The 21,367-nt window shown below is 72.8% G+C and carries 24 protein-coding genes and 1 pseudogene; 14 read left to right on the top strand and 11 right to left on the bottom strand.

Annotated features, from left to right (window positions below; translation table 11 throughout):
* The first annotated feature begins 9 nt into the window (after nt 1–9).
* A complete protein-coding gene (locus DQ392_RS05645) occupies nt 10–1,359 on the top strand; it encodes a N5-glutamine methyltransferase family protein (protein WP_114014536.1) in 1,350 nt (449 codons plus the stop codon).
* A 1-nt stretch (nt 1,360) separates the two neighbouring features.
* Here DQ392_RS05645 and DQ392_RS05640 read toward each other — a convergent pair whose 3' ends face one another.
* A complete protein-coding gene (locus DQ392_RS05640; protein WP_245981205.1) occupies nt 1,361–2,203 on the bottom strand; it encodes an N-acetyltransferase in 843 nt (280 codons plus the stop codon).
* 128 nt (nt 2,204–2,331) lie between these two features.
* Between DQ392_RS05640 and DQ392_RS05635 the strand changes: the two genes are divergently transcribed.
* Nucleotides 2,332–3,384: an aldo/keto reductase gene (locus DQ392_RS05635; protein WP_114014369.1), complete on the top strand. Its 1,053-nt coding sequence runs from the start codon at nt 2,332–2,334 to the stop codon at nt 3,382–3,384.
* Nucleotides 3,385–3,448: 64 nt separating this feature from the next.
* On the opposite strand, the gene DQ392_RS05630 is transcribed toward DQ392_RS05635, so the two are convergent.
* Both DQ392_RS05630 and DQ392_RS05625 read right to left on the bottom strand, forming a co-directional pair.
* The gene (locus DQ392_RS05630) at nt 3,449–4,495 is read right to left on the bottom strand and encodes an AraC family transcriptional regulator (RefSeq protein ID WP_147266494.1); all 1,047 of its coding nucleotides are present in this window, start codon (nt 4,493–4,495) and stop codon (nt 3,449–3,451) included.
* On the bottom strand, nt 4,492–5,457 hold the full coding sequence (locus DQ392_RS05625; protein ID WP_114014367.1) for an AraC family transcriptional regulator: 966 nt from the start codon (nt 5,455–5,457) through the stop codon (nt 4,492–4,494). The genes DQ392_RS05630 and DQ392_RS05625 overlap by 4 nt, the downstream gene beginning before the upstream one ends.
* 265 nt (nt 5,458–5,722) lie before the next feature.
* On the opposite strand from DQ392_RS05625, the gene DQ392_RS35065 reads away from it, so the two are divergent.
* Nucleotides 5,723–6,733, top strand: coding sequence for an ANTAR domain-containing protein (locus tag DQ392_RS35065; protein WP_245981204.1), 1,011 nt, complete (start codon nt 5,723–5,725; stop codon nt 6,731–6,733).
* A 478-nt stretch (nt 6,734–7,211) separates the two neighbouring features.
* On the opposite strand, the gene DQ392_RS05615 is transcribed toward DQ392_RS35065, so the two are convergent.
* The 3 genes from DQ392_RS05615 to sodN form a co-directional block, all read right to left on the bottom strand.
* On the bottom strand, nt 7,212–7,460 hold the full coding sequence (locus DQ392_RS05615; RefSeq protein WP_114014366.1) for a hypothetical protein: 249 nt from the start codon (nt 7,458–7,460) through the stop codon (nt 7,212–7,214).
* Nucleotides 7,461–7,608: 148 nt separating this feature from the next.
* Nucleotides 7,609–7,800, bottom strand: coding sequence for a hypothetical protein (locus tag DQ392_RS34000; RefSeq protein WP_147266493.1), 192 nt, complete (start codon nt 7,798–7,800; stop codon nt 7,609–7,611).
* A 131-nt stretch (nt 7,801–7,931) separates the two neighbouring features.
* Entirely contained in the window at nt 7,932–8,327 is a 396-nt protein-coding gene (gene sodN / locus DQ392_RS05610) for a superoxide dismutase, Ni (protein WP_027735690.1), read from the bottom strand.
* Between the two features lie 172 nt (nt 8,328–8,499).
* On the opposite strand from sodN, the gene sodX reads away from it, so the two are divergent.
* Nucleotides 8,500–8,946: a nickel-type superoxide dismutase maturation protease gene (sodX, locus tag DQ392_RS05605; protein ID WP_114014365.1), complete on the top strand. Its 447-nt coding sequence runs from the start codon at nt 8,500–8,502 to the stop codon at nt 8,944–8,946.
* Nucleotides 8,947–8,973: 27 nt separating this feature from the next.
* Here the strand turns inward: sodX and DQ392_RS05600 are convergent, their stop codons facing one another.
* Complete coding sequence (locus DQ392_RS05600) at nt 8,974–9,585, bottom strand: CGNR zinc finger domain-containing protein (RefSeq protein ID WP_114014364.1); 612 nt, start codon at nt 9,583–9,585, stop codon at nt 8,974–8,976.
* Nucleotides 9,586–9,663: 78 nt separating this feature from the next.
* On the opposite strand from DQ392_RS05600, the gene DQ392_RS05595 reads away from it, so the two are divergent.
* Nucleotides 9,664–10,452: a class I SAM-dependent methyltransferase gene (locus DQ392_RS05595; RefSeq protein ID WP_114014363.1), complete on the top strand. Its 789-nt coding sequence runs from the start codon at nt 9,664–9,666 to the stop codon at nt 10,450–10,452.
* 195 nt (nt 10,453–10,647) lie between these two features.
* Here the strand turns inward: DQ392_RS05595 and DQ392_RS05590 are convergent, their stop codons facing one another.
* Nucleotides 10,648–11,844: an NAD(P)-dependent malic enzyme gene (locus tag DQ392_RS05590; protein WP_114014362.1), complete on the bottom strand. Its 1,197-nt coding sequence runs from the start codon at nt 11,842–11,844 to the stop codon at nt 10,648–10,650.
* Between the two features lie 531 nt (nt 11,845–12,375).
* Between DQ392_RS05590 and DQ392_RS05585 the strand changes: the two genes are divergently transcribed.
* From DQ392_RS05585 to DQ392_RS05555, 7 genes and pseudogenes are all read left to right on the top strand, one after another.
* A complete protein-coding gene (locus DQ392_RS05585; RefSeq protein ID WP_114014361.1) occupies nt 12,376–13,335 on the top strand; it encodes an ABC transporter substrate-binding protein in 960 nt (319 codons plus the stop codon).
* A 75-nt stretch (nt 13,336–13,410) separates the two neighbouring features.
* Complete coding sequence (locus DQ392_RS05580) at nt 13,411–14,379, top strand: amino acid ABC transporter permease (RefSeq protein WP_114014360.1); 969 nt, start codon at nt 13,411–13,413, stop codon at nt 14,377–14,379.
* Nucleotides 14,376–15,137, top strand: a complete 762-nt coding sequence (locus tag DQ392_RS05575; RefSeq protein WP_114014359.1) for an amino acid ABC transporter ATP-binding protein — start codon at nt 14,376–14,378, stop codon at nt 15,135–15,137. The genes DQ392_RS05580 and DQ392_RS05575 overlap by 4 nt, the downstream gene beginning before the upstream one ends.
* Before the next feature lie 102 nt (nt 15,138–15,239).
* Nucleotides 15,240–16,145 (top strand): TIGR03620 family F420-dependent LLM class oxidoreductase, encoded by a 906-nt coding sequence (locus DQ392_RS05570; RefSeq protein ID WP_114014534.1) that lies wholly within the window; start codon nt 15,240–15,242, stop codon nt 16,143–16,145.
* Between the two features lie 98 nt (nt 16,146–16,243).
* Nucleotides 16,244–16,607: pseudogene (locus tag DQ392_RS05565) on the top strand (Uma2 family endonuclease); the annotation flags it as partial.
* Nucleotides 16,608–16,677: 70 nt separating this feature from the next.
* Nucleotides 16,678–17,640, top strand: a complete 963-nt coding sequence (locus tag DQ392_RS05560) for a zinc-binding dehydrogenase (protein WP_114014358.1) — start codon at nt 16,678–16,680, stop codon at nt 17,638–17,640.
* Nucleotides 17,641–17,711: 71 nt separating this feature from the next.
* Nucleotides 17,712–17,984, top strand: coding sequence for a GNAT family N-acetyltransferase (locus DQ392_RS05555; RefSeq protein WP_245981203.1), 273 nt, complete (start codon nt 17,712–17,714; stop codon nt 17,982–17,984).
* A gap of 120 nt (nt 17,985–18,104) precedes the next feature.
* On the opposite strand, the gene DQ392_RS05550 is transcribed toward DQ392_RS05555, so the two are convergent.
* Nucleotides 18,105–18,656, bottom strand: a complete 552-nt coding sequence (locus DQ392_RS05550) for a DUF6624 domain-containing protein (protein WP_114014356.1) — start codon at nt 18,654–18,656, stop codon at nt 18,105–18,107.
* Between the two features lie 625 nt (nt 18,657–19,281).
* Between DQ392_RS05550 and DQ392_RS05540 the strand changes: the two genes are divergently transcribed.
* Nucleotides 19,282–19,593 carry a hypothetical protein gene (locus DQ392_RS05540; protein ID WP_245981202.1) on the top strand — a complete coding sequence of 104 codons (312 nt, stop codon included), beginning with the start codon at nt 19,282–19,284 and terminating at the stop codon, nt 19,591–19,593.
* A 167-nt stretch (nt 19,594–19,760) separates the two neighbouring features.
* Nucleotides 19,761–20,132 (top strand): YrdB family protein, encoded by a 372-nt coding sequence (locus DQ392_RS05535; protein ID WP_181856286.1) that lies wholly within the window; start codon nt 19,761–19,763, stop codon nt 20,130–20,132.
* 127 nt (nt 20,133–20,259) lie between these two features.
* Here DQ392_RS05535 and DQ392_RS05530 read toward each other — a convergent pair whose 3' ends face one another.
* On the bottom strand, nt 20,260–20,667 hold the full coding sequence (locus DQ392_RS05530; protein WP_114014355.1) for a VOC family protein: 408 nt from the start codon (nt 20,665–20,667) through the stop codon (nt 20,260–20,262).
* 118 nt (nt 20,668–20,785) lie between these two features.
* Nucleotides 20,786–21,250: a helix-turn-helix domain-containing protein gene (locus tag DQ392_RS05525; protein ID WP_181856285.1), complete on the bottom strand. Its 465-nt coding sequence runs from the start codon at nt 21,248–21,250 to the stop codon at nt 20,786–20,788.
* Nucleotides 21,251–21,367: the final 117 nt, after the last annotated feature.

The raw sequence follows: 21,367 nt of genomic DNA, 5'->3' as shown, positions 1-21,367 counted from the left end.
ACGGGAGACATCGGCCGGACCGACGCCGTCGGCTGGGACGAGGACGGGGCGTGGCGCACGGCCGCGTGGCGCTCCGGGAGCGGGGCCCGGGCACCGCGCCGGGTGGCCGTGGCCGACGACCGGATGGCTGCCGACCTCGCCTACAAACTCGTCTGCGAGGGCACCGCGCTGCTGTGGCGCGGCGACTACCACGGCGCCCGCCAGCTGCTGGCCGCGCTCGGCCGCCGCGTGGATCGCAAGCCGCCCAAGCAGGGGGCCACGCCCCGCGAGAGCTTCCACCTCTACCGCCAGGCGCGCACCCGCCGCGCCCGCGTCCTGGGCATGCTGCTGGTCCCGTTGGAGACGGCGGCCGACGGGTCCTGGGCCGTGCCGCTGCGCCGGGCACCGCGGGTGGGGGAGGCGTGCGTCGAGGCGTACGGCGCCCCGCCCGGCCCCGTCGGGGCGCTCACGCTGGTGTCGCTGCGTGAACTCCAGGGCGTGCTCGGCGCGCACGAGTGGCGGCGCAAGGGCGTGCCGATCGAGGCGCTCGGCGGCGCGCGGATCCACCCGCGCCACGGCGTCTTCTCGCCGGTCCGCGGCGAATACGTCGACCTGGTCGCCCGTGCCCCGCTGCCCCGCGCCGCGGGCGCCGGGTCCGGGAAGGAAGCCGAGCCCGGAACGGAAGCGGGGCCCGGGAAGGAAGCCGGCGCCAGGCCGGAAGCCGGCGCCGACGGTGGCGGGGCGCCGGGGGGCGAGGGCCCGGGCGGCCTCACCGCATTCGACATCGGCACGGGGACGGGCGTCCTCGCCGCCGTGCTCGCCCGGCGCGGTGTCGGCCGGGTGACCGCCACGGACGTGGGCGAGCAGGCGCTGGCCTGCGCCCGCGAGAACGTGGCGCGGCTGGGCGTCGCCCAGGCGGTGGAGGTCGTACGCGCCGACCTGTTCCCTTCCCGCGAGACGGGCCGCGCCGACCTCGTCGTGTGCAACCCGCCCTGGCTGCCCGCCAAACCCACCTCCGTACTGGAGCAGGCGGTCTACGACCCCGACAGCCGCATGCTGCGCGGTTTCCTCAGCGGCCTGGGCGAGCGGCTCGCCCCGGAAGGCGAGGGCTGGTTGATCCTCTCCGACCTGGCCGAACACCTGGGGCTGCGCCCTCGCGAGCAACTGCTGGAGTGGGTCTCGGCGGCCGGGCTCCGGGTCGCGGGCCGGCTGGACGCCCGGCCCGAGCACGCCCGCGCGACCGATCCCGCCGCACCGCTGCACGCGGCCCGTGCGGCGGAGACGACCTCGCTGTGGCGGCTGCGCCACGCGGAGGACCGGCCCGCGGGCGAGCCCGCCCCGCCGGCCGTGCCCCTCGGCCCGGCGTCCGACGAGAGGTGACCTACAGCCGGTGACGCACCCACACGTTGGGTTCGACGTAGACGGCGTGGTCGTGGGTGAGGTCGCAGTGGACGGGTGCCAGGGCGCCGGGGACCTCCACGTCGCCGTCCCTGTCGAAGGGCAGCCCGGTCCACTCCCGCCAGCGGGCGAGTGAGGCGCTCACCGTCATGGAGGCGGAAGCCACCGACTCCACGGTGCCGCCCGCCCGTACGTGGACGCGCAGCCACGGGTCGGTCGGCAGTCCGTCGTCGCGGCGCTCGCGGGCGTACGCGGCCATGGGCAGGCGTGGCCTCAGGTGCTTGGCGGTCGGCCGTACCGGAGCCAGCAGTGCCGGCAGGCCCTGTTGTGCGGCCGTTCGGCGGAGTGCGGCCAGCATCCGGTAGGAGAGCCCGCGGCCGAGGTGGCCGGTGTCGACGGTGATCTCCAGGGCGCTCGCCGCGGTCACGGGGCGTCCCGTCCACCGGTCGGTGAAGGCCCAGCGCAGCACGCGGCTCCAGCCGCCGTCGGGCGTCTCCTCCCTGCCGTCCACGTGGGCGGCGAAGGGCACAGCGAATCCGCGCGCGATGACGCGGTCGCCCTCGGTGGCCACCACGCAGGAGGCGGGGAAGAGCTCGGGAACCCAGGTCAGCAGTGTGCTCGCGGCCGGGTCGTGCCCGACGAACGCGGGCCAGTCCTCGTCGATCTCGTAGAGCCGCCCGGTCAGTTCGGGGCGTTGCGCGAGCGTGCTGATGACGACGCCGTCGACCCCGCCGGGGTCGGAGGCCGTGCCGGGGCCGGGCGCCGCGCCGGGGTGGCCGGGCGCCGCGTCGGAGCGGGGGCCGGTCGGCCCGGGGTCGAGGCTCATGGCCGTGCAGCCTGTCAGCCTCTCCCCGTGCGGACCAGCGGTTTTCCGGGAGTCTTGCCCAACTCGGGCCCGGTGGAGGACGGTTGCCCGAGCAACTGGGCGATCATGACGGAGCGAGGGAGAGACCTGTGGAGTACCGACGGCTGGGGGACTCCGGGCTGCACGTGCCGGAACTGACACTGGGCACCAGCTCCTTCGGGGCGAGCGGCCCCCTCTTGGGGCCCATGGGCACCACCGACGCCGACGAGGCCCGCCGCATGGTGGACATCTGCCTGGAGAACGGCGTCACCATGTTCGACACCGCCGACGCCTACTCCGCCGGAGCCAGCGAGGAGGTGCTGGGCGCCGCGGTGAGGGGCCGCAGGGACCGGGTGCTGATCTCCACCAAGATCGGTGGCGCGCTGGGCGAGGGCCCCGACGAGATGGGCACCGGACGCTCCAGGCTGCTGCGCGGGGTGGACGAAGCGCTGCGCCGGCTGGGCACCGACCACATCGACCTGCTCCAGCTGCACGCCTTCGACGCGGGCACGCCGGTGGCCGAGGTGCTCTCGACCCTGGACCAGCTGGTCCGCTCCGGGAAGGTGCGGTACGTGGGGGCCTCCAACTACCCCGGCTGGCAGCTGATGAAGTCCCTCGCCGCCGCCGACCTGCACGGCTATCCGCGCTACGTCTCCCACCAGGTCCACTACTCGCTGACCGGCCGCGACTACGAGTACGAGCTGATGCCGCTGGGCCTCGACCAGGGCGTGGCCGCGCTGGCCTGGAGCCCGTTGGGCTGGGGCCGGCTGACGGGCAGGATCCGGCGGGGCGCGCCCCTGCCCGAGCGCAGCAGGCTGCACGAGACCGCACGGTTCGGACCGCCGGTCGAGGACGAGGCGCTCTTCCGCGTGGTGGACGCGCTGGACGAGGTCGCCGAGGAGACCGGCCGCACGGTCGCCCAGGTCGCGCTCAACTGGCTGTTGCGCCGCCCCACCGTGGCCAGTGTCGTGCTCGGCGCCCGCGACGAGGAGCAACTGCGCCAGAACCTCGGCGCCGTGGGCTGGCGGCTCACCCCCGAGCAGGTCGCCAGGCTGGAGGGCGCGAGCGCGCGGCACGCCCCGTACCCGCACTGGCTGGCCCAGCGTCAGGCCCCCTTCGCCCGCCTCAACCCGCCCGCCGTGGACCTCACCCCGCCGCGCTGACGCCCCGGGCCGCGACCGCGTGGTGCGGGCGGCCGGGGCCCTGCGGGGCGGGCCCTACGGGCCCTCAGGCGCGCAGCACCTCCTGCGGCGAGCGCCCGTAGGCCGCGCGGCACGCCGCGGCGAAGCGGCCCGGGTGCCCGAACCCCCACCTGCGGGCGACGGCCGTGACGGTCTCCCCGCGCGCGGGGTCGGCCGCGGCCAGCTCCTGATAGGCGCGCTCCAGCCGCAGGCGGCGCAGGTGGGCGCTCGGGCTGGTGTCCAGTCGGGCGCGGAAGGCGCGCTGGAGGGCGCGCGGTGTCGTGCGGGACTGGCGGGCCACCTCGGCGAGGTCGACGGGTTCGTGCGCGTGCGCCTCCAGATAGGCGACGGCACGCCGCACGACCGCCTCGGAACCCGTCCGTCCTGTGGCGGCGGCCGGCGGGTCGTCGCGGGCCACCGCGGTGTTGGGAAACGTCGTCAGCAGCGCGGCCCCCAGGGACCGTGCCGCGCTGTCGAGCACCAGCGGCTCCGACACGGCCCGGGCGTCGGGCACCACCTGCGCGGTCACCAGGTCCAGCACGCTCGAGCAGTAGCGGGCCGCGTTCGAGGACAGCGGCCCGCACCCGGTGAACCGCACGTCGGCGGCGCCGAAGCCGCCGGGCACCTCGGGCCCGGCGGCGCTCCCCGCGACGCTCGCCAGGACGGCCTGGTCCAGGCTGACCAGCTGGAGGCTGACGTTCTCCCAGGCGACCGTGTACGGCGCCTCGGGCCGTGCCACGAGGAAGACGTCGCCCCGCGTGGCGCGCACCGTCTCACCACCGGTACGGCGCTCGATGTGCCCGTCCAGCACCCGTGCCAGCAGCAGCCGCCCCAGCGGTTGCGCCACGTGTTCGACAGCCATGGTGTGCTTCAGCACGGCCACCGACAGCGGGCCGGCCTCGTCGTAGGTGTGCCTCATCCGGAAGCCGTCCCGGCTGCCGTGGATCTTCATGACGTTCTCGGCGTACGCGTGCCGCAGGAAGGCGTGGGCGCGTTGCGGATCGGTGGTCGAGAACTCCCGCGCGGCGGTGCGGGCGTACTCGGACGGCATGACGTTCTCCTTCGCCCCGCCGCGTCGCGGGGTACGGCTCATGTGCGCAGGGTGTGGCTGGGGGCGACCCCGTATCTGGCACGGTAACGACCCGCGAACCGTCCCGCCTTGGCGAACCCCCAGCGGGCGGCCACCGCCGCGACCGTCACACCGGAGGCGGGGTCGGCCGCTTTCAGCTCCCGGTGCGCGGCCTCCAGCCTGACCCCGCGCAGATAGCCGGTCGGAGTCGTCTCGCAGTGCCGCGCGAAGGCGTGTTGCAGCGCGCGCGGGCTGGCGCCGGCCGCCTGCGCGATGTCGCCCACGCCGATGGGGCGCGCCGCGTTGGCGTCGATGTAGTCCAAGGCGCGGCGCAGCGTCGCAGGCGCTGGGCGGCTCGGGGCCGGCAGCCTGGACCGCTCGGCGGGGCTGCGCGGGAAGGTCGCCAGCGCGGCGGTCGCCAGCAGCCGCGTCGCCTCGGCCAGCACCAGCGGACTGCCCACGGCCTCAGGGTTGGCCAGTACGTCGTGGTGGACGTGGCGGACGACCGCCTGCCAGTAGCGGGCCCGCTCGGGCGAGACGGGGCGGGTGAGGGCGAACCGGCTCGTCGCCGCGTCGGTGCCCTCGCTCTCCGCCGCGATCCGCTCCACCTCGCGCAGCCCGATGCGCACGATTCCCAGCCGTACGTTGTCCCACTTCACCCGCGTCGGCACGTACGGGTCGCACAGCTGCAGGTCGCCGGGGCCCGAGCGGAGCTCGTTCCGCCCGGCCGCCATCTCGAACCTGCCGCCCAGTACCTGGACGACGTACACGCAGGCGTGCGGCTCGGTCTCCGCGTCCAGCACCATCGACTGCGCGATCCGCTCCACGCCGACCGCGCCCGCCTGGGTGAGCGAGGCGTTGAAGCGGAACCGCTCCCGGTCGCCGGAGAGCCGAGGTCTGTGCTCCACGTAGGCCTGGCGCAGGAAGTGCTCGGCCTCCTGCGGGTCCGCGGTCTTCAGCCTGACGCGGCGCACCGGGTCGTGCATGACACCCGTACCTCCTCGCTCGGGCCGCGGGCCGGACCTTCGATGCTAGGCCGCGCGGTCGGCCCCCGCAGCCCACATCGCGAAGTGGGTAGCCACCAAGCGACATCGAAGCGCGCTGACGCTTGCGCCGCGAACAGGTGCACGCTGTTCTGAGCCGTGCCGTCCCGCGCGCTGTCCCGTCCCGACCGTGCGGAAGGCCGACGAGCGCCGGGAACGAGCGCCGGGACAGGCGGGTGTGAGGAAGCGGAACAGGACCGGAGTGAGGATGTCTGTGCCGAGGTCCAGCGCGGCGGCCGCGCACGAGGCGGCCCCGGACGCGCCGACGCCCCCTCCGCAGCCGTACGCCGACGACGGCGCGCGCGAACGCGAGCTGGCGGCCGCGCTGCTGGAGCTGGCCGGCGCACGGGTACCCGCCACCGGCCCGCCGCAGGCGCCGGGCGAGGACGCACCGGAGGCCGGGGCCGCTTCCTCAGGTACGCAGGGCGCCGGGCGCGGGGGCTTCCCCGCGGGCTCGTCGGGCCCCGCGCACGAGGCTGCCGCGGGCGGCTGCCGCCCGCTGCCGGCCGGGCTGGCGGCCCGCGCCGGCCGCCGGCTGGCCGGTGACGGCCACCGCGCCGAGACCGCCGCGCTCCTCGCGGGCACCGCCCCACCCGGCCCGACGCCCCACGGTCACTGCGGCGCCCACGCCGCCGGGCTCCTCCAGGCGGAGCACGCGCTCGGTGAGGGGCCCGCCACCGATACGCTGCGCACGGGGGCGGAGGTTCCCTGGCTGCCGCTGGACGGCACGGATGCCGCGCGGTGGCCGCGGTACGGCCCTGTGGCGTACGAGGCGGGCATGCGCGCGGTGCTCACCGTCCCTTTGCGGGACGAGGGCGGGGCCGTACCCGAGCCGGGGCCCGGGCCCGCCCGTCAGGCCGCGACGGACCGGTCTGCCCTGGTGGGCGTGCTGGTCGTGTACCTCCACGACGACGACCCGCCCGACACGGCGACGCATGCCGCACTCGGCTTCCTCGCCAAGGCGTGCGCGCTCGGCCTGGCGCACCAGGCGGCGCTGCGCCGCGCCGACGAACTCCAGCGGGCGCTCAGCAGCCGGATCGTCATCGAACAGGCCAAGGGGATGCTCGCCGAGCGCCGGCACAGTACCCCCGACGAGGCGTTCCGCACGCTGCGCGCCTACGCCCGCTCCCACCGGCAGGCTCTCCACCAGGTGGCCCGCGACCTCGTGGAGGCCCGGCTCGTCGGCCCGCCCTTCGGCCCCTGGGAACCGAACAGCTGACCGCGGCACCACCCCACCGGCACGGCCCGGGGCGCGAGGGGGGATCGCGCGGTGCCCCGGGCCGCTCGGGGCCCGCCGCCGATAGGCGCGGCGGCGGGCCCCCGCACCAGCGGGGAGTCGCCGTCCAAGCCCCCGTGGTGCGCCCGGCGGTCGCGCCGCCGGAAGTCCCATCATCCTCTCTGCGGACAGGGTTCCGAGCGACTTCGGCCAAATGGGCCGAAGTTGATTCCGCGACGCGCGAAGACCGCACCCGGTCCGCCAGGCCCCCGAGGCGGGGCGGCGGGCCGGGTGCGGTCTCCGCGCCCTGTGGGCCGCGGGCAGGCCCCGTGGGGCCCGAGGGCGGTCAGCCTCGCCTCCCTCTCCCCGTCATCGGCCAGTTCGGCGCCGTATGCCGCCGGCGCGACGAGCTCGTCGCCTGCTCGCCGCGCGCGGCGGGCTCCGCCTGTGCCGGGCCCGGAAGAATGCCGCCGGGCAGGGTTCAGCACTCGTCCACGCTGTTGGGCGACAGTTCACCGTCGTCGGTCAGGATCGAGGTGTTCGCATCGATATACCCCGTGCCGCCCTCGAAGTCGATCTTGTACGTGTCCCCGTATCCCATTCCGTTCGCGTCCGCCCGGCCGCGCTCCACGCACTTGACGGTCACCTTCGACAGCGTGGTCAGCGTGCCGATCGGTTGGCGGCCCCGGGGGTCCGCGGACGACCAGACGCTCACGTCGTCGTAGTCCATGATCTTTCCTTCGGTTCCGCAACCGACCAGCGTCGCTGCCGAGATCGCTGTTGCCAGTGTTGTCGCTGCTAAGCGCTTGGTGGAACCCATGGCCAGTCCCCCGTGTGAGTCGCGGCTGTCGCTGCGGGCATCGAACACTCTTGACCGTTCAGCGACAAGATGCCGAACTGGCCACCCCGTGCGGGTCCTCCTGGGGCGGGTCGGGGGCGACCGGGCGCTGCCGCTTCCAGGCGGCGCGCTCCGAGGAGGGAAGGACGGCGGTCATCGCGGGCGGTGCGGCGTGAGGCAGGTGCGGGTCGTCCTCGGCCGCGTGTCCGCCGTCGTCACGCTGCGGATTCACGCGCACCTGTACGTGTGGCCGGGGGAAGACGACCGCACCCGGCCCGTCACGGACTCCGTGCCGGAGCCCCGCGGGCCGGGTGCGGATCGTCGGACACTGCGGAAACCGCAGGTCAGGACCTTAGAAGGAGGTCAGCCCTTCTTGGTCTCCCAGAAGATCTTGTCGATCTGGGCGATGTAGTCCAGCGCCTTCTGCCCGGTGGCCGGGTCGGTGGAGCCCTTGGCCGTGCTGAGCGCCTTGAGGGTGTCGTTCACCAGCTGGTGAAGCTCCGGGTACTTCTCGAAGTGCGGGGGCTTGAAGTAGTCGCTCCACAGCACCGAGACGTGGTGCTTGGCCAGCTCCGCGCGCTCCTCCTTGATGACGGTGGCGCGGGTGCGGAAGTGCGGGTCGTCGTTGGCCTGGTACTTCTCCTGAATGGCCTTCACGGACTCGGCCTCGATCCGGGCCTGGGCGGGGTCGTAGACGCCGCACGGCAGGTCACAATGGGCGCTGACCCGCACCTTCGGTGCGAACAGTCGGGAGAGCATAAAAGCCATCCTTCCTCGTGATCGTCTTCTCACGTGCGAGATTACTCCGTGTGGGAAGCCTTTTCGCGTGTGCCCCCACGGGCTTAGGACAAAAGTCCAGTCGCGGACTGGATCTGGTGGAGTAATCGGGCCGGGCACGGTGGCGCGGCCGGGACGACCGGAGGCGGAGAAGATGCCGGAGGGTACGCCACAGCGCGGGCCGTTGAAGAGGATCGGTCTCGCGGAGGTCTACAACCCTTCGATGCGGCCGACGCTGCGGCCGGGCGACCACCTGGTGGTCACCTACGGCGCGGCCGTGCGCCCCGGGGACATCGTCGTGCTGCGCCACCCCTTCCAGCACGACCTGCTCATCGTCAAGCGCGCGGTCGAGCGGCGCCCGGGTGGCTGGTGGGTCAGGGGCGACAATCCGCTGGTGCACAACGACAGCCGCGAGTTCGGCGCGGTGCCGGACGACCTCGTCGTCGCGCGGGCCTGGCTGCGGCTGCGGCCTGCGCGCGGGGCGGCGCACTCGCCCGTGGCGGTGGCGCGCTGGGCCTTCTCCGCGGTACGGCCGGTGACAGGACCCCTGCGGCCGCGCCCGCCCGCCGTACGGGCCGACGCCCCGGCGGTGTCGGACTAGGACCCGTCGGCTCGTCGGTACCCCCGCTCAGCCCGTCGCGCCGGTCGCGTCTTCCGGGGCCTCGGGGCCCTCGGGGCTGCTCTCGCGCCGCTTGCGTGCCCGGTAGGCGGCCACGTTGGCGCGGGTCGCGCAGCGGTCGGAGCAGTAGCGGCGGGAGCGGTTGGTGGAGGTGTCGAGGTAGGCGTTGCGGCAGGGCGTCGCCTGGCAGATGCCCAGCCGGTCCACGCCCAGGTCGGTGAGGTGGAAGGCAAGGCCCATGCAGGCCGTGGCCGCGTAGGCGGCGGTCGCGTTCGCGGGCTGCTCGGCCAGGTGCATGTGCCAGCGGGGCCGCCCCTCGCTGTCCAGGTCGCCGTGCCCGGAGATCTGGGGACTCGTCGGGAACTCCATCAGCAGGGCGTTGAGGAGGTCGACGGCGCGCACCTCGTCACTCTCGGAGGCGGCGGCGAAGACGGCGCGCAGCCGGGTGCGGACGGCGCGCAGCCTGCCCACGTCCGCTTCGGTGGCGCGCCGCCACATGGCGCTGTTCGACCCGAACAGCTCACGCACCGCGTCGACGGAGGTGAGGGTGTCCTCCCCGCGCTCCGGCTGCTCGCTGTTGACCAGCCGCACGGCCAAATCCGAGTAATAGTTGAGTTCCACTTGTGATCCTTACGGCGGACGTTCTATGGTCGGTAACAGCTGAATCCACTACGAGGGTATTACGACAGAGGGGGCGTCATGACGACCCACGCACTGCCCGAGGCGGACTGGGCGGCCTGGCAGAACAGTTGGGACCGGCAGCAGGAGGAGTACCTGCCCGACCGCGAGGAGCGGTTCCGGGTCATGCTGGAGATGACCGAGGCCCTGGTCGGCCCCGCACCCAAGGTGCTCGACCTGGCCTGCGGTACGGGCAGTATCTCGGACCGGCTGCTCCAGCGGATGCCGCGGGCGTCGACTGTCGGTGTCGACCGCGACCCCGCGCTGCTCACCATCGCCCGCGGTACCTTCGCCGAGGACCCAAGGGCCCGGTTCCTGACGGTCGACCTGAGCGACCCGGACTGGACCGGCGCGCTGAGCGAACACGCCCCCTTCGACGCCGTACTGACCGCGACGGCGCTCCACTGGATGCGGACCGAACCGCTGCGCACCCTCTACGGGCAGCTGGCGGGGCTGGTGCGGGAGGGCGGCGTCTTCATGAACGCCGACCACATGCCGGACGAGTCGACGCCGCGGATCAACGCCGCCGTCCACACGTACGAGGAGACGCGGAGGCGGCAGCGGACGGGCGAGGGCCGCCTCGACTGGGGCGGCTGGTGGGCGGCGCTGGCCGAGGACCCGGCGCTGGGGAAGGTCGCCGCCGAGCGGTTCGCCCTGTTCGGGAACCCGTCCGAGGTGCGGCACGACCACAACAACGAGGAGTTCCAGGACGCGGGGTGGCATGCGGCCACGCTGCGCGACGCCGGCTTCGCCGAGGCGCGGGCGGTGTGGGCTTCGCCCACTGACGCGTTGGTGCTCGGGTTGCGGTGAGAGGGAGGAGTGGGCCCCGGCCCCTCCCGTTTCCCGGGCTCTTCCCCGGACTCCGTCCTGCAAGACCGCACCCCGGCCCCCCGCTCCTCAAACACCCGAGAGGCTGACAGGCACCCGAGGGGCTGCGGGTCACCCTCGGGTGCTGGAGGGGCGGGAACCGGGGAGCAGGGGGTGAGGCATCCCTGGGGGAAGGGGTCAGCGGCGGGCGACGCCCTCCGCCCGGGCCGCGGCCGCCACCGCCGAGGTGACCGCCGGGGCGACGCGCTCGTCGAAGGGGGAGGGGATCACCCGCTCGGGGCTCAGCTCGTCGGCCACGACGGCGGCCAGCGCCTCCGCGGCGGCGAGCTTCATGCCTTCCGTGATGTCGGTCGCGCGGACCTGGAGCGCTCCGGCGAAGACGCCGGGGAAGGCGAGGACGTTGTTGATCTGGTTCGGGTAGTCGCTGCGCCCCGTGGCGACCACGGAGGCGTACTTGCGGGCGACGTCCGGGTGGATCTCCGGGTTGGGGTTGGCCATGGCGAAGACGAACGCGTCCTCGGCCAGGGTGGCGACCGCCTCCTCGGGCACCGTGCCACCGCTGACGCCGATGAACACGTCGGCGCCGGCCAGCGCGTTCTCCAGGGAACCGGTGAGGCCGGCCTTGTTGGTGAAGCCGGCCAGTTCGCGCTTGACCTCGGTGAGGTCCTCGCGGTCGCTGGAGACGACGCCCTTGCGGTCGCAGACCGCCACGTCGCCGATGCCCGCCTCGATGAGGATCTTGGCGATGGCGACCCCTGCGGCGCCCGCGCCGGAGATGACCGCGCGCAGCTGCCCGAGGGCGCGGCCGCTCAGCTTGGCCGCGTTGCGCAGCGCCGCGAGGGTGACGATGGCCGTGCCGTGCTGGTCGTCGTGGAAGACGGGGATGTCCAGCTTCTCCTTGAGGCGGGTCTCGATCTCGAAGCAGCGCGGTGCCGCGATGTCCTCGAGGTTGACGCCGCCGAACGAGGGCGCGAGCCGGACGACCGTGTCGACGATCTCGTCGGCGTCCTGGGTGTCGAGAGCGATCGGCACCGCTTCCACGCCGCCGAACTGCTTGAAGAGGATGGCTTTGCCCTCCATGACGGGGAGGGAGGCCTTCGGGCCGATGTCGCCCAGTCCGAGGACGGCGCTGCCGTCGGTGACCACCGCGACGACCTGTGACTTCCAGGTGTAGTCGTCGACGAGCTCGGGCTGTTCGGCGATGGCGCTGCAAACCTTCGCGACGCCCGGTGTGTAGGCGAGGGACAGGTCGTCCGCGTCGCGCACGGGCACCGTCGCCTGCACGGCCATCTTGCCGCCCCGGTGCAGGGCGAAGGCCGGGTCGATGACGTCCGGCTCCAGCCCGTCCTTCTGGTTGACGATCTCCGCTGCCACTGTGTTGAACCCCTTATTCGAATCTGGTGAGGGTGACCGCTCCCTGCGGTGAGGAACGGGCGGGCACCGCGTCCGCTTCCCGGGCGAGCGGATGGCCGCGGCCCGGAGGGAGGTACGGACGCCGGGCGCGCCGCACACGCGCCCTGGTCCCCGGGTGAGGGGTGTAATCGACCTTTCTACCCGACGACCGCCGCTGCGGACGACTCACTTCCAGCCGCACCGGTGACCATCCCGCCGCGATCCGGGGCAAATCATCGGATCGCGGGCGAGCTGTCCACGGAGTGAGACGAGAGAGGGGTGTGTGAGGTGATGCGGGGGCTGTCGGCCGCCTCTACGGCCTCGTGGCGCGCCCTGTAATCGGATTCGCTTCTCCGTTATCCGATTTTGACCTCGGCGGCGTCCTGCACCCGCATGTCCGGATGGCAAGATGCCCCCCATCCGTTCATTCGTTCACGCGTCGGACACGGTCGCGACATCCGAAGGTGTGTGCCCGACCCACGGCTGCTCCCTCACCGCCAGGAGGACCCGCCCATGACCGCAAGCAGGCCCGTCACCGCAGGCACGACCGTGCGCGGGGCCGCGCGGCGCGCCCGGATCGTGCCCGTCGCCCTCGCGGTCAGCGGTGCCCTGCTGCTCGCCGGCTGCGGGGACCAGACGGACGGCGCTCAGGGCGGCGGCTCCTCGGGCGGCAAGGCCGAGTTGAGCGGCAAGCTGCCGGACAAGATCCGCGACGCCGGTGTCATCAAGGTCGGCAGCGACGCCGCGTACAAGCCGATGGAGTACAAGGAGGGCGCCGACATCGTCGGCCTCGACGTGGACATCGCCGAGGCGATGGGCGAGAAGCTCGGCGTCCGCTTCCAGTTCGCCAACGGCACCTTCGACGGGCTGATCACCTCCATGCAGACCGGCCGCTTCGACATGATCATGTCGGCGATGACGGACACCAAGGACCGCCAGAAGGGCCTCGACGACGAGGGCAAGAAGGCGGGCAAGGGCGTCGACTTCGTCGACTACCTCTCCGCCGGCTCCTCCATCCTGGTCCGCAAGGGCAACCCCGAGAAGATCGACTCGGTGGACCAGATGTGCGGCAGGAAGGTGGCCACCCAGCGCGGCACCACCTCGCACGAGATCCTCAAGACGCAGACCAAGAAGTGCGTCGAGGACGGCGAGAAGAAGATCGACGTCGAGGCCTACAACACCGACGACGAGGCCCGCGTGCGGCTGAAGACCGGGGGCGTCGTCGCCGACATCTCCGACTTCCCCGTCGCCGCGAACGCCGCCAAGTCCAGCGGTGACTTCGAGGTCGTCGGCAAGCAGATGCAGTCGGCCCCCTACGGCATCGCCGTCAGCAAGGACAACCGGAAGCTGAGGGACGCGCTCCAGGCCGCCATGAAGGCGATCATCGAGGACGGCAGCTACCAGCGTGCGCTGGAGAAGTGGGGCGTCCAGGACGGCGGCGTGAAAAAGGTCACCGTCAACGCCGGTACCTGAGCCGGGCCACCACAGACGAGAACCGCACCAAGGGCCCCGTGCAAGGCCGCCCAGGACGCTGAGAGGCAAGCCCCCGTGAAAACACCCACCGAAGCGACCGAGTCCGACGGGACACCCCCGTCGAAGGACGTCCCGGAGGCCATCAAGGCCATACCCGTGAGGCACTGGGGGCGGTACGTCTCCGCCGTGGTGGTCCTCGCGCTGCTGGCGCTCCTGGTGCGCGCCTTCGCCACCGCGGAGGGGCTGCGCTGGGGCTCCGTGGGCGACTTCTTCTTCGACGACCAGATCCTCGAAGGCGTCAAGAACACGCTGGTGGTCAGCGTGCTCGCGATGCTCATGGGCCTGGTGCTGGGCGTGATCCTCGCGGTGATGCGGATGTCGAAGAACCCGGTGACCTCGTCGGTCGCCTGGGGCTACATCTGGGTCTTCCGCGGCACGCCCGTCTACGTGCAACTGCTGCTGTGGTTCAACCTCGCACTGATCTTCCCGATCCTCGACATCATGCCGATCTACAAGGACGAGATGACCGACGTCATGACTCCGTTCATGGCGGCGCTCCTCGGCCTCGGCCTCAACGAGGCCGCCTACATGGCGGAGATCTGCCGGGCCGGTATCCAGTCGGTGGACGAGGGGCAGACCGAGGCCTCGCAGGCGCTCGGCATGACGCAGGCGCAGAACATGCGCCGCGTGGTACTCCCGCAGGCGATGCGGGTGATCGTGCCTCCGACGGGCAACGAGTTCATCAACCTGCTGAAGACCTCGTCCCTGTGCTCCGTGGTCATGTACGAGGAACTGCTGCGCAAGGGGCAGAACATCGGCAACACCTCCAGCGCCGTCGTCGAGCTGCTGATGGTGGCCACCGTCTGGTACCTGGTCATCACCAGCGTCTTCAGCGTCGGCCAGTACTACCTGGAACGCCGCTTCGCGCGGGGATCGTCGCGGCAGCTGCCGGACACGCCCTGGCAGCGGGCGCGCAAGAACCTGTTCACATTCGGCCGCGGCACCGGTTCCGGCGCCCAGGGCGCGGGAGGGATCGGCGCATGAGCACGATGGTCAAGGCCGAGGCCGTCCACAAGTCCTTCGGGCCCGTCCACGTCCTCCAGGGCATCGACCTGGAGGTGCGGACCGGCGAGGTCTTCTGCGTCGTCGGCCCCTCAGGATCGGGCAAGTCCACCTTCCTGCGGTGCATCAACCACCTGGAGAAGATCAACGCGGGCCGGCTGTACGTCGACGGCACGCTCGTCGGGTACCGCGAGAAGGGCGGCAAGCTCTACGAGCTGCGCGACCGCGAGGTCGCCGCGCAGCGGCGCGACATCGGGATGGTCTTCCAGCGCTTCAACCTCTTCCCGCACATGACGGCGGTCGAGAACGTGATGGAGGCGCCCGTCCAGGTCAAGCGCGTCCCCAGGGCCGAGGCGCGCAAGCGGGCCGAGGACCTGCTGGACCGGGTGGGTCTGGCCGACAAGCGGGAGAGCTATCCGGCCCAGCTGTCGGGCGGCCAGCAGCAGCGGGTCGCCATCGCGCGGGCCCTGGCCATGGACCCCAAGCTGATGCTCTTCGACGAGCCGACGTCCGCGCTCGACCCCGAGCTGGTGGGCGAGGTCCTCGACGTGATGAAGGCACTGGCCCGGGACGGCATGACGATGGTCGTGGTCACCCACGAGATGGGTTTCGCCAGGGAGGTCGGCGACTCGCTCGTCTTCATGGACGGCGGCGTGGTCGTCGAGTCCGGCGACCCGCGCGAGGTGCTGTCCAACCCGCGGCACGAGCGGACCAAGTCGTTCCTGTCCAAGGTGCTGTGACGGCGACGGGCAGGCAGCCGGTGTCCGCAGCCGTCGCGGGCGCCGGCTGTCCGCACCTGTCGTTCCTGGAATAGCGGGCGCCGATGTGATGCTGTGGGCGCCATGGCATACAACGCGCATCTGGGCAGGATCGGCATCTGGGCGAGCGCGCTGCGCACGGACGACGCCGCACGCAGGCCGCAGGTGGAAGAGGCCGCCGCCGAGCTGGAAGAGCTGGGATACGGCACGCTCTGGCTCGGTGGCAGTCCCTCGCCCGACATGGCCTACCGGCTGCTGGCGGCCACCTCGCGGGCGACGGTGGGCACCAGCATCCTCAGCATCTGGCAGCACGCCGCGCCCGAGGTCGCCGCGCGCCACGCGCAGTTGACGGACGAGTTCGGCGGCCGTTTCCTGCTGGGCCTGGGCGTCAGCCACGACGAGGCCAAGAGCGGCGCCACGCTCGACCACCCGCTGGTCAACCGCCCCTACTCGGCGATGCGCTCCTACCTCGACGTGCTCGACAACGCACCGCGCGGCGTGCCCGCAGCGCAGCGCGCGCTGGCGGCCCTCGGCCCGAAGATGCTGAAGCTGGCCGCCGACCGCTCGCTGGGCGCGCTGCCCTACCTCGTGACGGTCGAGCACACGTCCGAGGCCCGCTCCGTCCTGGGCGCCGAACCGCTGCTCGCGCCCGAGCTGAAGGTCGTCCTCCAGCCCCGTGGCGCCGACCGCGCCGAGGCCCGCGGCACCGCGCGCGACTACCTCTCCCACTACCTGGCCCTGGCCAACTACCGCAACAGCCTGCTGCGCCTGGGCTTCGCCGAGTCCGACTTCGACGGCGGCGGCAGCGACCGCCTGGTCGACGCCGTCTTCGCCATCGGCGACGCCGAGGCGGTCCGCGCCCGCGTGGACGAGTTCTTCGCCGCCGGCGCCGACCACATGGCCCTCCAGGTCGTCACCGCCAACACGGGCACGGACCTGCCCCGTGGGGAGTGGCGCACCCTGGCGGAGGCGCTGCCGCTGCACGGCTGACGCCCCCGACGTCACCCGTATGGGCGTGCGCAAGGGTGATTCTGTACGACGAGCCACCCGCGTCACCAAGACCGTCTCCCAGCGAGAGGGAGTGCACCATGACGGTTGTGGCCGAGCGGGACGCGCAGCCGCGCGCGGAGCAGACGCAGGTGGAGGAGTTCGAGGCGATCGCCTCGTCCTCGCCCGAGACCGTCACGTCGGAGTTCCTCGACGGACGGATCGGGGTCAAGAAGGTGCCGGACGGAAATCACGACGAGATCATCCAGTGGTTGCAGGAGCGGTGCATGCAGCACCGACCGGATGTGTGGTTGTACGGGGAGCGGGGCCTCGTCGTGGAGGCGTACCGGAAGGGCAGGGCGCGTCCGGACGGCGTTTCGGCCCCCAAGCGCCATTTCCTCGGTCACGGCGAATGGTCCGATCCCCGACGGCGTGCTGACGACCATCGAGGTCACCTCCTATGAGCGCGTGAGATGGATCGCTTGCACCCCGCGCGCGCTGTCCCGCGCGGGGCAGCGCGCGTAGCGTCGGCGGCATGTTTGCTGCTTACGCCGCGCGTATCGACAAGGAAGACCCGCTGGCCGGGCTGGAGCTGGGGGAGAGGCCGGAGCCGAAGGTGCCGCCCGGCTGGACGACCGTGGCGGTGAGGGCGGCCTCCCTCAACCACCACGACCTGTGGTCCCTGCGCGGCGTGGGCCTCGGCGAGGAGTCGCTGCCGATGATCCTCGGCTGCGACGCGGCGGGCATCGACGACGACGGCAACGAGGTCGTGCTGCACTCCGTGATCGGGCAGACGGGGCACGGCGTCGGCCCGCGGGAGCCCCGCTCGATCCTCACGGAGCGCTACCAGGGCACGTTCGCCGAACGGGTGGCCGTGCCGCAGTGGAACGTGCTGTCGAAGCCGAAGGAGCTGTCCTTCGAGGAGGCCGCCTGCCTGCCGACCGCGTGGCTGACGGCGTACCGGATGCTGTTCACGAACGCCGGCGTGCGCCCCGGCGACTCCGTTCTGGTGCAGGGCGCAGGCGGTGGCGTCGCCACCGCCGCGCTCGTGCTGGGTGCGGCCGCCGGGCTGCGGATGTTCGCCACGAGCAGGGACGAGGCCAAGCGGCAGCGCGCCCTCGACCTGGGCGCCGAGGCCGCGGTGGAGTCGGGTGCGCGGCTTCCGCACCGGATGGACGCCGTGCTGGAGACGGTGGGCGCCGCCACCTGGTCGCACTCGGTCAAGTCGCTGCGCCCGGGCGGCACCCTGGTCATCTCCGGGGCCACCAGCGGGCCCAATCCGCCGGCCGCGGAACTGAACCGGATCTTCTTCCTGGAGTTGAAGGTGGTCGGCTCGACCATGGGCGGCAAGGAGGAGCTGGCTTCCCTGCTCAGCTTCTGCGCGGCCAAGGGCATCCGTCCCGTCGTCGACACCTGCCTTCCGCTCGACCGCGCCCGCGAGGGTTTCGAGAAGATGGCGGGCGGCGAGCTGTTCGGCAAGGTCGTGCTGACGGTCTGATTCCGCTGACGGGTGGCCCGCTGTGCGGCATACTCGCCTCTCGGACTGGTGCGTGACGACGGAGAGTCGTGGTGGCTGGCCGCCGCGCTGGGCCGCGTCGCCCCGGGGACGCCCGCCTGTCGGCGCTGGGCGAGGCCACCGGCGAAGGCCACCCCCACGAGGACCACGCCTATGTGCAGGCCATCGCCGTCACACCGGGCCGCCAGTGCCTGGGTATCGGCGGAGCGCTGCTGCGGCACCGGCTCGCCGGGTGCGACCGGCAGGGCCTGCCCGCCTGCCTGGAGGCGTCCTCGCGGCGCAGCCGCGCCCTGTACGAGCGGCACGGTTTCGCCGTGCTGGGTTGAGGCACCAACTCCCCCTGGGCGGGCCTGTGATGTGGGCGATGTGGCGCGAGCCGGGCGGGTGACCGCGCGGCACCGCCTCGCGCCCCGTCACCGCCGCTTCTCCGGCGGGCCCCCTCTCCGCTACTCCTTGGGCAGGAACCGCGCCACGTACTCCGCGAACGGCGCAATGCCCACCTCGCTCCGGTAGGTGTCCATCTTCTCCGGGTCTTCCACCGGCCACAGGATCGGCTCCCCCGCCCCGGACACCCCCTGGACCTGGGTGCCGTAGCGCTGGGGCAGGCCCGCGTTGACGTGCAGCCGGTCGCGGAGGAAGGCCAGGCGGCCCGGGCCCTCGGGCCCCGCCGTACCGTCCTCGACGGCCTGTTCGAGCAGCCGCAGAGCCAGCCGCTGCACGTCGAGCTGGCGGTCGGCGTGCTGGGCGATCAGCCAGGCGCCGAGCACTCCTTCTTCTCCCACCTCCTCGGTGGTGGGCCAGTGGCCGTGCGCTTCCAGCATGACGCGCAGCCGGTCACCGTGCCGGGCGGTCAGCCGCCGCCAGGCGAGCTGCTCCGCAGGGTCGTGGCTGTTGGCCTGGGCCGCGGCGGCGTTGTCCGCCGCCTTCATCGTGGCGAGTTCGTGCGCGAGTTCGTGAGTGGACTCGTGCGTGGACGCGGGGGCGGGTTCGGGATGCATGCGTTCACCCTAGGAGCGGTTTTCGCGCCGGATCTCGTCCTGCGGGACGGTGACGAAGCACCCTTCGCGCAGCCATAATGGAACACACGGTGAGCCACTGCGGCCGCGATGCACTCCTCCCTCCTCCCTTCCTCCTCAGGTTCGACCTGCCCTTCCCGCCCGCGGCCCGGCCCGTCCCGTCCCGCTCAACGGGAGCTCCGGCACCGGCCAGGTCCGCTCCTGCCTACGGTCCGAGAGCCGATCGGACCGACGGACGGGACGGGAGAGCACATGCTCCACGAGGCCGAGCGCCGCAAGGCCGCCGACGCGCTGGGCGCGGCCGAGCGGGCGCGCATCCCGGTGCCACCGCTGCGCGTCACCTGGCCCGGTATCGACACCGACGACGCGTACGCCGTCCAGCTCCTGGGCATCCACGACCGGTGCTGGGCGGGCGCCCGCGTCGTCGGCCACAAGGTGGGGCTCTCCTCGCCCGTGATGCAGCGGATGATGGGCGTCGACGAGCCCGACTACGGGCACCTGCTCGACGACATGGAGCTGAGCGGGGACACCCCGTGGAGGTGGCGCGCTACTGCGGTGGCGGTTCGGAGCGGGCGCGGGCAACACCCCGGTGGAGGCGTTCACCGCGGTGGCCGAACGCCTCGGCATCCGTACCGGCATCGACGTCCTCAAGATCGCCGACGCGGCGGAGGACGTGGTGCTGCCCGTCATGGACGAGGGATGCAAGCTGGGCCGCCTGGAGCTGATGATGGGCCACGCGGGCGTCTACTCCAGTTTCCTGGAGCACGCCGACCGCTGGGCCCGCCGCTACGGCGTCTCCGGCGCCCGGATCCTGCTGCGCGCGGGCGAGCGCGAGCTCGTGGGCGGCCAGGGGGACCAGCTCATCGACATCGCCAGGGAACTGGCCGCCGAGGACGCCACCACCTCCTCCCGGAACTGAGTCGCTCTCAGCTCTCCCGCCCCCGGTGCCTCTCCGCTACTGTCGGTGCCCGAGTCGCCCGGGCCGGCTGCGGCAGGCCGCCGCACGCGAGGTCGCCGTGGCCGACGGCCGAGAGGACACCATGCGCAGAACGCCCGGCTCATCAGACCCGTATCGCGCCTTCGCACATGCTGGATGAGCGGGGTTGGTACGCCGCCAACGAGGTCCTGGCGTTCCTGCTCGAACTGGCCGCTCTGGCGTGTCTGGGCTGGTGGGGGGCGTCCGTCGGTGACGACACGGCTCTTCGCGTTCTGCTGGGAGCAGGAGCGCCCCTGGTGGCGGTCGTGCTGTGGTCGCTCTTCGCCGCGCCGAGGGCGCGCCTGCGGCCGCGGCTGCCCGTGGTGCTCGCCGTCAAGGCGCTGGTGCTGGGCGGTGGGGCGGCCGCGCTGTACGGAGTCGGGCACCTGGTCGCCGCCGTCGTCATGGCGGTCGTCGTGGTGGCGAACACCGCGGTGGCGGAGGTGTTCCGCCGCCGACCGGCCGCCTCGCCCGCCGGGTAGTGGCCGCGGCCATCGGCACTCCGGCGGGGTGTGCGCCCGAAACCTCGGCAGGCGGGCCGCCCGGTGGCCGGAGGCGGACGGCATCGGACGGACGGCGTCGGGCTGCGCGGCGGCTGCCCGTGGGGGATCAGCTGGTGAGGTGGGAGGCGAAGAACCACAGGTTGCCCTCCAGGTCGCGCGCGCCGTACTCGCGCAGCCCGTACGGCATGTCCCGCGGCTCGTACTCGATGACCGCTCCGGCCTGATGGGCGCGCCGGTAATGGGCGTCCACGTCGTCGACGACCATCATCACCCCGGCGTGCACGGCCGGCAGCTCCGACGCCGGCTGGAGCTTCCTCTCGGTGCGCGCCTGGCCGACGAAGACGGTGTACGGGCCGAGGCCGGCCTGCGCGTTGAGCACCTGTCCGTCGACCTCGTGCACCGTCCGCTTCTCCAGGCCGAACGCCTCCAGCAAGAAGGCGAATCCCTTGGCCGGGTCCCGGTAGAACAGGTACGGGCAGATGCTGGGCGCGTTCGGGGCGGGCTGCTGCTTCATCGCTCACTCCTCGGGGACGACGTGTCGCGGATGACGTCAGGGTAGGAGCAGTTCGGCAGCGCGTCTTGTAGGGATTTCACCTGTGGCGCGGGGAATCCGTCCCGTGCTTCCCGGTCGGTCAGTCGTCCCGCAGCCCTCCGCCGTCCGGGGCCCGGGAGCGGGAGAACGCCGACGGTGCCCGTCCGGCGTAACGGGCGAACTCGCGGCTCAGGTGGGGCTGGTCGGTGTACCCGCAGCCGTGTGCGATGTCCGCCAGGTTCGCGCCGCCCTCCAGCAGTTCGACGGCGGCGCGGAAGCGCAGCACTCGGGAGACCGTCTTGGGGGCGAGGCCGATCTCGTCGCGGAAGCGGTCGATCACGTGTTTGTGGCTGTACCCGGTGGCTGTCGCCAGGTCCCGCACCGCGATCCGCCCTCCGCTGCGGCGCAGTTCCCGCCAGGCGAGTTCGACGGGCGAGGGCGCGGGTGGCGCATGGCCCCCGAGCAGTCGCGGGGCGAGGAGCGAGTCCAGCGTCGAGAAGCGCTTGGCCCAGCCGCTCTCTCCCGCCAGCTCCGCGACTCTTCGCAGCAGGCCCGTATCCAGCACGTCGGCGGCGTCGACGGCCTGCGGCCGGTAGCCGGTCAGGAGCGCGGGGGTCCCACCCCGGCCGGATCCCGGTCCGGTCCCGGTCCCGGCCTTGGTTAGGCCACGATGCGGTCAGCG

This window comes from Streptomyces reniochalinae (assembly GCF_003323735.1).
Classification (GTDB): Bacteria; Actinomycetota; Actinomycetes; order Streptomycetales; family Streptomycetaceae; genus Streptomyces; species Streptomyces reniochalinae.
This window is presented reverse-complemented; position numbering and strand designations above follow the sequence as displayed.